Source organism: Legionella bozemanae (genome assembly GCF_900450575.1).
Lineage (GTDB): Bacteria > Pseudomonadota > Gammaproteobacteria > Legionellales > Legionellaceae > Legionella > Legionella bozemanae.
In genome coordinates this window covers 1417030-1431674 of record NZ_UGGY01000001.1, presented here as the reverse complement: position 1 = coordinate 1431674, position 14645 = coordinate 1417030, and the positions used below count along the sequence as shown (strand labels likewise).

Here is a 14645-nt window from a genome sequence, read left to right as displayed (position 1 = left end):
TATGCTAAAAACATAACTTCCTAAAAGGACTAAAATGCACTCGCTCTATCCATCAATTAAACCTTATGCGCAACATGAATTAAAAGTCAGTGAACTGCATACACTCTATATTGAGGAAACAGGAAATCCAGAGGGACTGCCTGTTGTGGTATTACATTCAGGCCCGGGAGCCTCTTCTGGGGATGGTTACCTTCGACGTTTTTTTGACCCACAGCATTATCGGATTATACTTTTTGATCAACGCGGGTGCGGGCGCTCCACTCCTCACCTGGAAATTCGTGAAAATACGACCAGTTTATTATTGGATGATATCGATGCCATCAGAGATTTTTTAGGATTATCTGAATTTGTATTGTCTGGAGGAGGTTGGGGTTCTTTGCTTGCATTACTTTATGCTCAAAAATTCCCCCAACAAATTAAAGCCTTACAACTGCATCAAATTTTTTTAGGAAGACAACAAGATTTTGATTGGTTTTATAAGCATGGTGCCAGCCTGGTTTATCCTGATTATTGGCAAGAATTTATTAGTAGTGTCCCTGAAAGCATGCTGGATCAAATTCCCAAATATTATGCCAATTGCCTGCAAGGCCCTAATGAACTGGCGCGCATGAGTGCAGCAAAATCATGGGCTTTATGGGAAGCACGTTGCAGCAGTTTGCAACCTCACTTATATGTTATTGATCAATTCAGTGATCCTCATTTTGCTCTGGCTCTTGCAACATTGGAATCCCATTACATCAACAATCATTTTTTCATTGAAGAAAATCAAGTAATAACTAATGTCCATAAAATAAGACACATCCCGACTTATATCGTACACGGTCGTTTTGATTTAATTTCTCCGCTCGCTGGTGCTTTTGAGCTTCATCAGGCAATACCGGCTTCCAATTTAAGAATAGTTCGTGATGCGGGACATTCGGATAGAGAATCGGGTATAATTGATGCCCTAATTTATGCGAGTAAAGAAATTTCCAAACAAGGACTTGATGCATGTTGATTGTAATTCAAAGAGTAACACACGCCCGAGTAGATATTGATGGTGAAACAGTTGGAAAAATAGATCAGGGGCTTTTGATACTTTGTGGATTTGAACCCGATGATACGGAACATAATATCAATAAAATGCTAGATAAGTGCATCAATTATCGTATTTTTAGCGACAGCCAAGGTAAAATGAATTTAAGTCTTAAAGAAGTTCAAGGTGGTTTATTATTAGTACCTCAATTTACTTTAATAGCCGAAACTCAAAAAGGATTACGCCCCAGTTTTTCAAATGCGGCACCTCCTGAACTGGGGCGACAATTATTTGACAATCTCCTGACGCGAGCTGCTCAATTATATCCTCATACACAAAGTGGATGTTTTGGTGCCGATATGCAGGTTCATTTGTGCAATGATGGCCCCGTGACTTTTTTGTTAAAATTCTAATATTAACGCTTTAAAGCAACGACCTACTATGATTGTTTGCAAGAACATCAAACTCGTGTAACATCTTTCATTAAGTTAAATAATAAAAAAAATCATGCGATTAATTTCAATAGTTATCAGTTTTACCAGTAGTATCGTTTTAACTGGCTGTGTGAGTAAGGGAACTAATCCCATTGATCCTTTTGAACCTTTTAACCGAAAAGTATATAAATTTAATACTGTCTTAGATAATACAATTTTAAGACCCTCCGCAAAAGTATATCGATCCGTCTTACCAGCGCCTGTTCGTAAAAGTATCAATAATTTTTATAACAACTTAGATCTTATTCCGACTGTAGGAAATGACCTTCTACAAGCTGAAGGCAAGTGGGCAATTCGTGACTCATGGCGATTCATTATAAACTCCTCTTTAGGTGTAGGCGGCTTATTTGATGTAGCCAAAACCTTTGGCTTACCCCCTCATTCGAATGATTTAGGGCTTACACTAGCCAAATGGGGCGATAAAAACTCTCCTTACTTGGTTCTTCCCTTGTTAGGTCCAAGTACTCTTCGAGATGGAGCAGGATGGTTATTCCAGTTTGCATTATACAGTCCATATGTTTACATTAATGAAGATGCTGTAGTTTACAGCCTGCTCGCTTTACGTACGGTAGATTTACGTGCGCAACTGTTAGATACTGATCGCATAATGGATGAGGCTTTGGACAAATATGCCTTCATGAGAGATGCCTACCTACAATATCGTAATCATCTTATCACCGGTACTCAACCAGATACTGGAACTTTGTATGTTGATGATAAAAAAGCAGATCAGGAAGCTGCTGCAGAAGTTGGTGGTGATTATGTTGATGAATAAAAGATAGATTCCTAGTTGCAATCAACTGAATCTTCTACACATCGCTGAAAAACTAGCCTCACTCTACTACTACATCCTGCGGCTTGTCCGCGGGATCTAGAAGATCTGCCTTCAATCACTGGCGCCACGAACGAATGGGGCAGAGCATAGGCAGAGAGGTGATCAAGAGACAGTTGCAAGCACCCAAGCTTGTAAACTGTTGTAATTTTCATCCAATAGTTGCTAAATATGGAAAGAAGAGAAAAAAGTACCCATTACCTCTATAAATTCTTCGCGCTCTTGTTGGTTTTTTCCAAAAAAAACCTCTTTATTGTCCCTTATTTTTTGAAAAAATCCATATAAAAATTCTTTCTTAATGGGTTCACTGTTTCGTTCAATTCCATTTTTAAGCTCCACTCTAATTACCTTATAATCCTCATCTAATAAAAGTGAATACTCCTCAAGTAAGATGATATCTTTTCCTAAGCCCTTATATTCATAATAAAGTTTCTCAAGTATTCCCCAATTACTACATAAAAATAATGTGACATCTTTGTGTTTCTCAAGATAAGTCAGCATCGGCATTAAATTACCTTGGGTTAACTTCATAAAGGCTTCAAGATATAATGCAAAGCGTGTTGTCAGACGATTATTAGCATCTCTATCAAAAATTGGATGAGTCCTTGTTAACAATGATCTGAAATATCTAGAAAAAGCCAAGATTGACTCTTTGTCTTGATAGCTTTCTATGTAAGAAAAAAGCTCACTCTGGGGATTAAAACTTCCTTGGATGACGTCTTTCATTAAATACATTTTTTTTAACAAATCGATAAGTGTCATAAATATAATCCCATCGAAATTTTATAAGCCATCATGCGTGCTATTTTTTGTATCATTAAACGGTGCAATTATTGGGTTAAAATATTTACGAAGAAGCTGTAGGGTAACGATTAAACAGAAGTCTAAAGCCCTCTTGTTTCAATTCCTATTGTCTGGATTTGTTGCCCTTCATTTAGTCTATATTTTATAGGTACGATTTACTGTTAGGCACGACATATTTTTTCAAGGCAGCGTAAAAAATCACCAGCAATATCGAGTTGCGTTTCTGTTTCTATTTCTCGAAGGCATGTCGGACTTGTCACATTGATTTCTGTTAAATAATCGCCAATTACATCAATACCAACAAAATATAAACCTTTAGCCCTTAGGGTTGGTGCTATTTGTTCGCAAATCCATCGGTCTCTTTCGGTAATGGGTACCACTTCGCCCCGTGCACCTGCGGCTAAATTACCTCGCAAGTCTCCTTCTGCAGGAATGCGTGCCAATGCATAAGGGACAGGTTCACCGTTAATTAATAAAATACGTTTATCCCCCGATTTCTTTATTTCATGGATATACCGTTGAGCAATAATGGTTTGCGTCTGATTTTTAGTTAAAACTTCCAAAATGACCGCCAGGTTTTTCCCTTGTTCCTCAACATGAAATATAGAATTTCCTCCCATTCCTTCCATTGGCTTAAAAATAACTTGTTTGTGCTCTTCCCAAAAAGATTTCAACCGTTTTATATTTCGCGAAACAAGTGTTGTTGGGCAGCACTGAGGAAAATTTAAAGTAAAAAATTTCTCATTTGCATCCCGTAAACCTTGTGGCTTATTCGCTACGAGAACCCCTTCACGCTCTGCGAGCTCCAGAAAATACGTGGTATAAATGTACTCTGTATTAAAAGGAGGATCCTTACGCATCAGAATGATGTCAAACTCACCTAAAGGTTTTTCCGATAAATTTTTAACTGTCGCCCAATCTTTACTGTGCACATCGCCTATGCTTAAATCATAAACTTGTGCAAAAGCACGCCCTTCCCTGCAGAATAAATCTTCTTGGGTAAAAACAACGCAAGACCAACCCAGCTCTTGTGCTCTCTTAAGCATAGCCAGAGTTGTATCTTTGTAGGGTTTTAATTGATGTAAAGGATCCAGCAATACTGCAAGTTTCATTATTCACCTCCAATTGCTGCAATTTCCCTTGCCGCAGCAAGTGCAGCCAATCGAGCAATAACCCCATAAACATAAAAACGATTAGACTCATCCAATTCAGTTAAATCATCACAAGGCATATTACACGCTTGAGCAAACGCTAAAGGTTCAAAGTGCATGCCTGGTGCATTCAGATTTTCATCAATACCGCGCTCTTGATGAACCCTATAAAATCCACCTACTACAAATTGGCCAATCATATAAACCACAGGCTCAGCAACAGAACCGTTTGGCATCGTTTCAAAAGTATATACACCCTCTTGGATAATTACCCTATCTACTTTGCGACCGCCTTTACTGGCTGACATTTTAGTCCGTTGCTTTCTATTTAATTGACGTACTTCTTCAGCCTCATGCACCATCATTACGCTCATGCCATAAGTGCCATTATCTGCTTTAATAACAACAAATGGCTTCTCTTTGATCCCATAGGTTGCATATTTATCGTTCATTAAAGTAAGAATTTTCTCTACTTCGATTGCTAATCTATCTATACCCTCCTGAGCCATAAAATCCAAACCCTCTAGGGCACTAAAATAAGGGTTGATTAACCAAGAATCCATACCTACTAATTCGGAAAATTCTGTAGCAATCTCATCATAAAAATTAAAATGGTTGGATTTTAATCGAGAAAACCAACCCAATTGGGCTGTAGGCCTTATTTTTTGCTGTATTCCTTGCAAAATTTCAGGAACCCCTTGGGACAAGTCATTATTCAGCATGAGAAAACATGGATTAAAATTGGCCAGACCTACTCGATCTCCCTGCCGTTGTATGGGCTCTAATAAAAGCACTTCTCCGCTGTCAAGGACAATTTCGGTAGGTTCTTTGAGCTCAGGATCTAAACTGCCGATACGAACCACAAATCCAGCTCTTGTAAAAATAGTTCGTAGTACACTAAGACTTTTTAAATAAAACTTATTTCGGGTATGACTTTCAGGAATCAGTAGAATTCTGGTACAGTCAGGAACATAATCAATTAATACCGATTGTGCCGCTTGAATACATAATGGAAGAAACTCCGGATTCAAATTATTAAAACCAGCTGGAAATAGATTAGTATCTACAGGCGCCAGTTTAAATCCAGCATGCCGCAAGTCAACAGATGAAGTTAATGGCGGAGGCGTCTCTTTCCATTGGTGTCTGAACCAAGCTTCAATAGCTGCTATTTGATTTAAAACAATTTTTTCCACATGAAACAATGGTCCAGAATGTGCTGTGGTCAAATGAGGAACAGGGATTTCATGAACATTCATGCTTTCTCTCTTTTTATTGTTTTCGATGATGTTACCGAGGTTAACACAGAAATAAAAGATCTTATTGATTTTCTGTTATTATATTGCAGCTTAGATTTTTATGCTCACTATAATCGTTAATTGCCTGATATTGCTAATGGAATAAGTTTTGTTGGGCATAAAAATCCAACTAACATTGATTGGACTTCTTCGGAAACTCTCCTCTGTAGAAGAGTTTCCGAAGAAATCCATTAACAAACTGAAGGAACTTTATTCATGATCAATGAGCTAGTGCAACAATTTTCCACGCAAATACAAACTTTTTTATATATCATGATGCTCATCAATGGTATTTTACATTTGATTTTTGCTGGTGCTGTCGCCCATGATGCAGGAAACATGAATCGAATGGGACAAAAACCAGTTTTGGTTTCCGCAGCTACCTGGGCATTTGCAACGTTAATTGGTGGTGTGATCACGGCAACAATTTATTGGTTGCTGCACCACTCCACCCTTACAAGACCGACAATCAGAGAGGTTCGCTATGACCAACCCTAATATTAAAACCATCGATGTGCATCAACTAAAAGAAATGATGGCAAATAATCCCAATCTTTGTTTAATTGACGTTCGTGAATTGGACGAGTGGCAAGAGTTTCATATACCTGGAGCACTGCATATTCCTAAAGACAACATTGCATCATCTATTGCAGCGATAATCCCCAATAAAGATCAACCTATTTATTTGCACTGCAAAGGTGGAGTGCGATCTTTGTTTGCTGCACAATCCTTAATGGATTTGGGATATCAAGAAGTTTATTCAGTAGATGGTGGTATTATCGATTGGGCAATGGCGGGTTACCCTATAGAGCAACAGAAAACATTTGAGCCCCAATTATAATTTTAAAATCTGTTTGCAACCTGAGCACAACAACAACTGTCTCTTAGTCACAAATTAAGAATCTTGGGGAAAAGGCAGTAAGCAGAACTCGGATGTTTGATACTGTAACAAATAATCTTGATTCTGCTTTTTATGTATCCATACTGCACATTTCATGGTCTAATTATGGTGGTGTATTGGTTGATGCCTGCTCTACAATAACCTCAGTGAGGCTTGTAGAAACAGTTTTCTCTGCAAATAGCCCTATACGGTTCTTTGTTTTTTTATCAGAGTCTTGCACCTGTTTTTCCCTAGTCTGTTCAATTTGTTCCAACTTGAAATTTGCTACTTTTTTAACCAAATCCTGCAGCACTTTTTCTACCTTATAATTCTTAATTTTTTGACTTGAAAAAAGCTGTTTACTTAAATCCAGATACCCTTTTCTTGGATCTGAATCTACATATACATGTTCATGCATAAATTTGCTTAGGGCATCATACATATCGAGCAAATTTTTGGAGTCAGGGAAATTTTCCAAGGTAAGATTGAGTGAAGCAGTTAATGCATTATATAAAGTACTGTTCTCGGGAGATAGGAAAAATGAAGTTACGGTCCCCTGATAACTATCAAAAATTTGCTCACGAATATAAAAAGCGGCTGCGTTGAGTATGCATGTTTTTTCTGGGTTACTGGATTTATCAAGACTGTTAAGAACTGCCAGTAAATACCTACATTGGATTGCTCGATCAGGATGTCTAATAGAAAGAGTCCGTAATGCTTTCGGTAAATTTTTTGCATCGAGCTTATGACTTTTTAATTCAGTTGCAATACTCTCCCTGATATACTTCGACAATGTATCATAGTCAACATACTGAAAACCCATTTCTGCTCTCCTTAAACTCCATGAATCGGGATTAGTAAAATTTACTTCAACAGGAAGTTTAAACTAATTCACAAAGCCAGTCATGCATTTTCTTTTTACTGCTTAATTAATTTTTAATCTTTAAAGTCAATAACATAGAGCACATATTTCTAACCATATCTGCAATTGATCAGAACTATTTTTCTGTTTTTAGTCGATGCAAAAAGACTTAAGAAATTGGGAGTAAAACTTTAAATTTACCTTTTTTGATTGCTTTTTACTGCTCTGTTGATTAATTTACACTTTTGTCCCCAGGGTAAGTTATGAAAAAATACACCTACTTCATTTTTCTTTTTCTAAGCTGCTTGAACAGCTACGCACAAATCAATCAACCTAAATTGGTTGTGCAACTGGTTATTGATCAACTACGCGGCGATTTAATCCAACAACATCAGCAGCAATTTGGTAATGGCGGATTTAATTATTTATTAAGTCATGCTATTGATTATCATAATACCCATCATCCACATGCTAACACAACAACATGTGCAGGGCATGCGACTGTAGCAACAGGAAGTTTTCCAGCCTTACATGGCGTCATAAATAATGAATGGTATGACCGAAAATCACAACAGCTGGTCTATTGCATGGAAGATTTAAAAACCAATATATTAAATACCCCTCATACACGCATTACGACTCCAGGACGTTCTCCTAAGAACTTATATACATCAACCTTAAGCGATGAAGTCATACTCTCCCAAAAAGGACGGGCCTTTGGGGTATCATTGAAAGATCGTTCAGCAATAACCCTTGCAGGCCATGCGGGCAAAGCTTTTTGGTTTGATACAACTAATGGTGGTTTTATTACCAGTTCTTATTACTATACTCAATATCCTCAATGGGTTAAAAATTGGAATGAAAATTATCATCCGCAAAACTATGATTGGATTCTTGGTCGAGCCAAAGAGGAATATCAAAATGCCAATTCACCAGTTTTCCATCATGAAGATGAGCTTTTTGGTCAAACTTTTCCACATCATGTAACACAAGCTCCAAGCCCTGAGTTTTTCAAATCCTTGTCTAGAACTCCCAAGGCCGACCAATTAACTGCAGATTTTGCAGAGCATCTTTTAACTGAGGAGCGATTAGGACAATCTCCCGAAAAAACCGATTATTTAGGTATTAGTTTCTCCGGAGTTGATGCGATAGGCCATCAATTTGGTCCCAATAGCCTTGAGTCTGAAGACAATTTATTAGAGTTGGATAAAACTTTAGCACATCTTTTTACAGTCATTGATAAACAAGTGGGGCTAAAAAATACCCTCATTGTGCTTACTGCAGATCATGGCGTAAATGATGGGCCAACTTATCTCAAGGCGCATCAAATGCATGAAATCAAACCCATTGATATCCTGCAAATGGAACAATACATTCGTACTGCATTAAAAAAACAATATGCACTTCCAGAGGAAACTCTGATGTCGATTACCCCGCCTTATATCTATCTCAATCATCAAGTCATAAATCAGCATAAGGTGAAACTTGATGAAGTGAAAAATTATCTTGCCCATGCTTTAACACAACAACCGGGAATATTCAAAGCATATGCGTTACCAATTACTGAAATAGAAAAAGACTGGCTTAGCGCCAAAGTCAACAAAATGTATTATCCGGAGCGATCTGGAGATATATATCTCATTCAACCCCCTAATCAATCATATGGTACTAAAAGTAAAGATCGCGTTGCTCATGGCAGTCCTTGGCAATATGACAGTTATGTCCCCTTACTCTTCGTCCACCCGGATTTTAAAGCACAACGCATTTTTCGACCGACTTACACACCAGATATTGCACCGACTTTATCCGCTGTTCTTATGATAAAAAATCCATCTGGAGCTGTGGGCCAACCTTTGCAAGAAGTAGTACAGGCTTTTAATTAAAAAATGCTTTTTTGTGTAGAAATGTAGCTGGGTGAAGGCAACGCGCCGTAACCCAGGAGTGATTTATCTCAGATCCTGAGTTCCGCTTCGCTGAACCCAAACTACATTTGAGTATCAAAAAAATATCGAAATCGGCTAAACTTATATTATAAAGAATGGCTGTGTTTTATTACTCTGAAAACCAGTGGTTTTGCAAGTAAAACCTAATATAAAGATTGAATTTAACACAAAAAAGCTTTAGTATTTGCACGAAATTTCTAACGATATCATCATGAATAAGCAAGCGATAATTATTGGGATTTCTGGCCCTTCTGCATCAGGAAAAAGTCTTTTAGCAAATACTATTGTTAATGAGCTTGGCTCAGAACAAGTAGTAGTCATTTCTGAAGATGCTTACTATAAAGATAATGGACATTTGCCTTTCCCTGAAAGAGAAAAAATTAATTATGATCACCCTGATTCTTTTGATCATTCTTTGCTTTGTGAACACCTACGTCAATTAAGAGATGGAAAACCTGTTGAAATTCCAATTTATTCTCACTCCAAACACATGCGTCTGCCTGAAACCAGAACAGTTGGCCAACATGCCATTATCATTCTTGAAGGTATTTTGCTCTTTAGCGACAAAGAATTGCGGGAAATAATGGATATTCGAATTTTTATGTCCACCCCTCTGGACGTATGTTTAACCCGACGTTTAAAAAGAGATGTGGTTGAACGGCATAGAACCTTTGAATCAGTAGTACATCAATATGAAACAACAGTACGTCCTATGTACTTGCAGTTTATTGAACCATCCAGTCGCTACGCTGACATCATTGTTCCTCGCGGAGGAGAAAACAGGATTGCTATTGAAATGATTCAAGCTAAAATGCGTGAATTGTTAGCGTCACACACTAATTAATTTGAGGAGAGAATGGTGGGATTTTTAGCAGGTAAAAAGGCACTCATTATTGGTCTGGCCAGCAATAGATCAATTGCTTATGGTATTGCCAAAGCATTTCATGAGCAAGGAGCTGAATTAGCATTTACTTATCAAAATGAACGGCTGCAAGGGCGTGTGGAAACAATGGCTGCAGAATTCAATTCATCACTAACCTTTCCCTGCGATGTAGCTTATGATGAAGAAATCAAAACTCTTTTTTCCAATCTCCACAAGCACTGGGATCATTTGGATATCTTAATCCATTCCGTTGCTTATGCTCCGGCAGATCAAATCAGTGGAGATTTCGTAGAGTCCTGCACTCGTGAAGGTTTTAGAATTGCTCATGACATCAGCGCCTACAGTCTAATAGGTCTTGCACAAGCCGCTTTACCCATGATGGAAGGCACTGAAGGATCTCTTCTAACTTTATCATACTATGGTGCTGAAAAAGCAGTGCCTAACTATAATGTTATGGGTGTTGCCAAGGCCAGTCTCGAAGCCTCTGTACGTTATTTAGCATCAAGCCTAGGCTCTAAGGGTATCCGTATCAATGCTATATCTGCAGGTCCCATCAAAACACTTGCTGCTGCCGGAATTAAAGATTTTCGTAAAATTCAAAGTGCTTATGCCAACATTACTCCACTCCATCGAAATGTTACTATTGAAGAAGTAGGTAATACTGCGGCGTTTTTATGCTCTAATCTTGCTTCGGGTATTACAGGTGAAGTAGTACATGTAGATGCTGGCTATCATGCTGTATCTACTATGGGCGAACTGAGTTAATCAAAGTAACCGCTCACGTAATGGCATCAGATTGTAGTTGGGTGTATTGTAGCCTGGGTGCAGCGAAGCGGAACCCGGGAAAATTGGTAATTTAAAATCCCGGGTTCCGCTTCGCTGCACTCAGGCTACTATTCTATATTTCATATTTCTAAGCTATTCTTTAATACACTTATTCTAAAAAAGATCATCATGTATCAAGTCGTCAGGGCTATTCTATATATTTGGACTTTCGTCATTACGAATTCAAACGCAACAGCAGCCTCATTTTCTTTAGACAATTTAGTTAAAGTAACTCCAGAAAATGATACTCAATGCATACAATACTACCTCTATAAAGGTGTTCTTTACTGTGATACAACGAAAACTGATACGCAGACTATGGATCCTGAACTAAAGAACTATGAAAAATTAAAAATCGTATTTGATGACCGTCCTTGGCAAATGGCATGGGGAAATAAAAATTCAATTGGAACTACAATTGAATACATTCCTGCAGGTGATGATATTAATCATTGGAATGAATTGGTTACAAGTCAGTTTTTTCCTGGATTGCAGAAAAAAATGACTTTGCAACAATTTGCAAATACCATGGTTAAAAATATAAAATCTTTAGGGTACCAACCTATTGTGAATTATCTTGAAGATACGCAAGACAGGGTGCTCCTCGAAATAAGGATAGAAAAACCTCAAAACCAGGCTCAAGATGAATTGGAAATGTTTCTCAAAGATGATCAAGGCATTTATCTTTTACACTATGTGATTAAGAAATCCGATATGGGAAAAGAAAATAGAGCAAAATGGCTACAAAACTTAAAAAGTAGCGAGAAATTAAAATCTGATCAAAATAAGAACAATAAATAAAGATTAAGGCATTTTCGGGGCATTGGGCTCAGGGTCATCAATTTCGAAAAGTGTATCGTCTGCCCCTAAATTCTTTTCTTGATCAGCCAATTGTGCTGGCAACTTTACTGGGGCACCAATTAAAGTGTTACGAAGAACTTCCATTTCACGCGCAGTATTGTTTGGATCGTAAGTCATTTTCTCAATCTCATCCAATTCTTTTTGGGTATCGATTGGGTCAAACGCTAATTCTTTATCTACCTTGGGTTCTTCATTTTCTATCTTTGATTTAATAGCCTGCCATTTGGATGACTTGCCCATAATGTCCTCGGAAAAACTTTACCTAAGAATATTATAGCTCATAATACCTAAGATGGATTAGGAGAAATTGATTAATCAATCTCCCCTGTATTTTTATATACTGCATCCAGCGCTTTTAATGACTCCAGTAAGGGCTTCATTTTAGCTAGAGGCCAGCTGTTTGGACCATCACTCAAGGCATTATCCGGATCCGGGTGAGTTTCCATAAACAATCCTGAAATACCTGCAGCTACCGCAGCACGCGCAAGAACAGGAACGAATTCACGTTGTCCGCCAGAAACTCCGTTATTTCCTCCAGGTAATTGTACAGAATGCGTCGCGTCATAAACAACAGGACATCCAGTTTCACGCATGATGGCTAAAGAACGCATGTCTGAAACCAAATTGTTATACCCAAAACTAACACCGCGCTCACAAGCCATAATCTGCTCATTACCACATGCTTTTGCCTTGGCAATCACATGTTTCATTTCCCAAGGAGCGAGAAACTGTCCTTTTTTGATATTAACAGGCTTATTCATTGATGCGACTTTCTGAATAAAGTTGGTCTGTCTGCATAAAAAAGCCGGAGTTTGTAACACATCAACAACACTGGAAACTTCCAACAAGGGAGTGTCTTCATGAACATCAGTTAAAACTGGCACTTCCACCTGGTTTTTTACCTTTTCCAAAATGGACAATCCCTTTTCAAAACCAGGACCTCTATAACTGGATATAGAAGAACGGTTTGCTTTATCAAACGAGGACTTATAGATAAAAGGAATCTGCAATTGACCGCATATTTCTTTTAAATAACCTGCTGTTTCCAAAGCCAGTTCTTCACTTTCAATGACACAAGGTCCCGCAATTAAAAATAAAGGTTTATCTAAACCTACTTCAAATCCGCATAATTTCATTCTTGATTTTTTCCTTGATGTTTCGTTCGAGCAGCAAGTACGAATTGTTTAAACAGTGGATGACTTGCTCTTGGAGTTGATGTAAATTCTGGATGAAATTGGCATGCCAAAAACCAGGGATGATCAGATAATTCGACCATTTCAACTAAAGAATTATCTGCTGAGCGTCCAGAGATAATCAATCCATGTTCAACCAGGCTTTCAACATATTTATTATTGACTTCGTAGCGATGACGATGACGCTCAATAATTTGCGGCTTCTCATAGACCTTTCGCGCTAACGTCCCTTCTTCCAATTGACACAATTGCGCTCCTAAACGCATTGTACCGCCTAAATCACCATGTTCATCGCGAAGTTGTTTTGAGCCATCAGCATCCATCCACTCACTAATTAACCCAAGCACAGGATATGGAGTATCTTTATTAAATTCAGTGGAGTTCGCTTCTTTTAAACCAACAACATTTCTGGCAAATTCAATAACAGCAGTTTGCATTCCCAAACAAATTCCCAAGAAAGGAACTTTATGCTCTCGAGCATATTGGATTGCTTTAATCTTGCCTTCAACACCACGCTCCCCAAAACCACCCGGGACAAGAATGGCATCGATACCCTCTAAAAGCGAAGCTCCATGTTTTTCAATTAACTCGGCATCCAAATAAACAATGTCAACTTTAGTTTGAGTATGAAGTCCAGCATGCAGCAAAGCCTCATTAATGGATTTATATGCATCATTCAATTCAATATATTTGCCTACCATAGCAATTTTTACAGTCATGGTTTGCACGGCTCGCATTGCCACCACACGATCCCATTCACTTAAATCGGCAGGTTTTACCTCAAGACCCAATTTTTTGACAACGATGTCATCGAGTCCGTGTTCATGTAATATTCTTGGAATTTGATAAATACTTGGCGCATCTTCAAGCGGAATAACTCCTTCTTTCTCCACATTGGTAAACAATGCAATTTTAGCACGATCAGACATAGGCAAAGCTTTTTCCGAGCGACAAATCAAAATGTCAGGTTGAATACCTATGGAGCGTAATTCTTTCACTGAGTGCTGGGTTGGTTTTGTTTTTGTCTCACCTGAAGTAGCAATATAAGGCACTAAAGTCAGATGGATAAATAAAGTTCTTTGTGAGCCTAATTCCATGCGCATTTGACGAATTGCTTCAAGAAAAGGTAACGATTCGATGTCCCCTACAGTTCCACCAATTTCAACCATTGTCACATCAAAACCATCGGCACCTAATTTGATGCATCGCTTAATCTCATTGGTAATATGGGGAATTACCTGAACTGTACCCCCTAAATAATCGCCTCTTCTTTCTTTTTTAATGACATTTTCATAAATTTTCCCTGAGGTAAAATTATTACGCTTTGTCATCGTTGTATTTACAAAACGTTCATAATGTCCCAAATCCAGATCTGTTTCTGCGCCATCATTGGTCACAAAAACCTCACCATGCTGGAATGGGCTCATAGTTCCAGGATCAACGTTAATATAGGGATCAAGCTTAATCAATGTTACTTTAAGGCCACGCGCCTCTAGAACTGCAGCAAGCGAAGCAGCTGCAATACCCTTTCCTAAGGAAGATACCACACCACCTGTAATAAAAATAAAATTTGTCATAATTGACCTTGTATCCTGCTAATTAAGTAC

Annotated in this window: 16 protein-coding genes; 9 read left to right on the top strand and 7 right to left on the bottom strand. The window is 38.1% G+C overall.

All coding sequences use genetic code 11. The features are described from left to right. Positions 1–34: 34 nt before the first annotated feature. The 3 genes from pip (at position 35) to DY223_RS06170 (ending at position 2284) form a co-directional block, all read left to right on the top strand. On the top strand, positions 35–997 hold the full coding sequence (gene pip, locus DY223_RS06180) for a prolyl aminopeptidase (protein ID WP_058459105.1): 963 nt from the start codon (positions 35–37) through the stop codon (positions 995–997). Then, complete coding sequence (dtd, locus tag DY223_RS06175) at positions 991–1428, top strand: D-aminoacyl-tRNA deacylase (RefSeq protein ID WP_058459104.1); 438 nt, start codon at positions 991–993, stop codon at positions 1426–1428. The genes pip and dtd overlap by 7 nt, the downstream gene beginning before the upstream one ends. Before the next feature lie 94 nt (positions 1429–1522). Beyond that, positions 1523–2284, top strand: a complete 762-nt coding sequence (locus tag DY223_RS06170; protein ID WP_058459103.1) for an MlaA family lipoprotein — start codon at positions 1523–1525, stop codon at positions 2282–2284. A 222-nt stretch (positions 2285–2506) separates the two neighbouring features. Here the strand turns inward: DY223_RS06170 and DY223_RS06165 are convergent, their stop codons facing one another. The 3 genes from DY223_RS06165 to gshA all read right to left on the bottom strand — a co-directional run bounded on the left by DY223_RS06165 (position 2507) and on the right by gshA (position 5552). Beyond that, positions 2507–3103: a hypothetical protein gene (locus DY223_RS06165; protein ID WP_058459102.1), complete on the bottom strand. Its 597-nt coding sequence runs from the start codon at positions 3101–3103 to the stop codon at positions 2507–2509. A 203-nt stretch (positions 3104–3306) separates the two neighbouring features. Continuing rightward, complete coding sequence (gene gshB / locus DY223_RS06160) at positions 3307–4257, bottom strand: glutathione synthase (protein ID WP_058459101.1); 951 nt, start codon at positions 4255–4257, stop codon at positions 3307–3309. Further along, positions 4257–5552: a glutamate--cysteine ligase gene (gene gshA, locus DY223_RS06155; protein ID WP_058459100.1), complete on the bottom strand. Its 1296-nt coding sequence runs from the start codon at positions 5550–5552 to the stop codon at positions 4257–4259. Before gshA ends, gshB begins: the two co-directional genes overlap by 1 nt. Positions 5553–5807: 255 nt before the next feature. Here gshA and DY223_RS06150 point away from each other — a divergent pair, with 255 nt between their 5' ends. Continuing rightward, on the top strand, positions 5808–6089 hold the full coding sequence (locus DY223_RS06150) for a hypothetical protein (protein WP_058459099.1): 282 nt from the start codon (positions 5808–5810) through the stop codon (positions 6087–6089). Beyond that, positions 6076–6432, top strand: coding sequence for a rhodanese-like domain-containing protein (locus DY223_RS06145; RefSeq protein WP_058459098.1), 357 nt, complete (start codon positions 6076–6078; stop codon positions 6430–6432). Before DY223_RS06150 ends, DY223_RS06145 begins: the two co-directional genes overlap by 14 nt. A gap of 163 nt (positions 6433–6595) precedes the next feature. On the opposite strand, the gene DY223_RS06140 is transcribed toward DY223_RS06145, so the two are convergent. After that, a complete protein-coding gene (locus tag DY223_RS06140) occupies positions 6596–7294 on the bottom strand; it encodes a hypothetical protein (RefSeq protein ID WP_058459097.1) in 699 nt (232 codons plus the stop codon). A gap of 302 nt (positions 7295–7596) precedes the next feature. Here DY223_RS06140 and DY223_RS06135 point away from each other — a divergent pair, with 302 nt between their 5' ends. The 4 genes from DY223_RS06135 to DY223_RS06120 all read left to right on the top strand — a co-directional run bounded on the left by DY223_RS06135 (position 7597) and on the right by DY223_RS06120 (position 11785). Then, entirely contained in the window at positions 7597–9216 is a 1620-nt protein-coding gene (locus DY223_RS06135) for an alkaline phosphatase family protein (RefSeq protein ID WP_058459096.1), read from the top strand. A gap of 271 nt (positions 9217–9487) precedes the next feature. Further along, positions 9488–10120 carry a uridine kinase gene (gene udk / locus DY223_RS06130; RefSeq protein ID WP_058459095.1) on the top strand — a complete coding sequence of 211 codons (633 nt, stop codon included), beginning with the start codon at positions 9488–9490 and terminating at the stop codon, positions 10118–10120. Between the two features lie 12 nt (positions 10121–10132). Continuing rightward, the gene (locus tag DY223_RS06125) at positions 10133–10924 is read left to right on the top strand and encodes an enoyl-ACP reductase FabI (protein ID WP_115684289.1); all 792 of its coding nucleotides are present in this window, start codon (positions 10133–10135) and stop codon (positions 10922–10924) included. 189 nt (positions 10925–11113) lie between these two features. Next, positions 11114–11785, top strand: a complete 672-nt coding sequence (locus DY223_RS06120; protein WP_058459094.1) for a hypothetical protein — start codon at positions 11114–11116, stop codon at positions 11783–11785. A 3-nt stretch (positions 11786–11788) separates the two neighbouring features. On the opposite strand, the gene DY223_RS06115 is transcribed toward DY223_RS06120, so the two are convergent. The 3 genes from DY223_RS06115 to DY223_RS06105 all read right to left on the bottom strand — a co-directional run bounded on the left by DY223_RS06115 (position 11789) and on the right by DY223_RS06105 (position 14615). Continuing rightward, entirely contained in the window at positions 11789–12085 is a 297-nt protein-coding gene (locus tag DY223_RS06115) for a hypothetical protein (protein WP_235810498.1), read from the bottom strand. Positions 12086–12156: 71 nt separating this feature from the next. Beyond that, positions 12157–12981, bottom strand: coding sequence for a 3-deoxy-8-phosphooctulonate synthase (kdsA, locus tag DY223_RS06110; protein WP_058459093.1), 825 nt, complete (start codon positions 12979–12981; stop codon positions 12157–12159). After that, complete coding sequence (locus tag DY223_RS06105) at positions 12978–14615, bottom strand: CTP synthase (RefSeq protein WP_058459092.1); 1638 nt, start codon at positions 14613–14615, stop codon at positions 12978–12980. Before DY223_RS06105 ends, kdsA begins: the two co-directional genes overlap by 4 nt. Positions 14616–14645 lie beyond the last annotated feature (30 nt).